This window comes from Aliivibrio sp. 1S128, assembly GCF_001691065.1.
In the GTDB taxonomy this organism is placed as follows: domain Bacteria; phylum Pseudomonadota; class Gammaproteobacteria; order Enterobacterales; family Vibrionaceae; genus Aliivibrio.
Genome location: NZ_MAJV01000027.1, coordinates 1 through 219, shown reverse-complemented (window position 1 = coordinate 219; position 219 = coordinate 1). Strand labels below are relative to the sequence as shown.

The following is a 219-nucleotide window of genomic DNA, read 5'->3' as shown; positions in this document are numbered from 1 at the left end:
TAGTCATGATGGGCTTGATGTTGGAGAAATTATTATTTACGTAGGAGGTGGGCTTTTACTTAATTTGGTTTTTATTTTTTTTGCATCAGCTGACATAAAGCGGATTTACAAGTTCACCAAAAACGGAATATTAACTGAGCAGGCAGATGTTGTGCCAGAGTATGCTTATCAATGTATACGAATGATAGGTAGAGTGGGTGTCGTTGTATGTTTGATTGC

General features: G+C 37.0%; 1 pseudogene. It reads left to right on the top strand.

The features are described from left to right. Positions 1-219 (top strand): annotated as a pseudogene (locus A6E03_RS20375) (hypothetical protein); the annotation flags it as partial.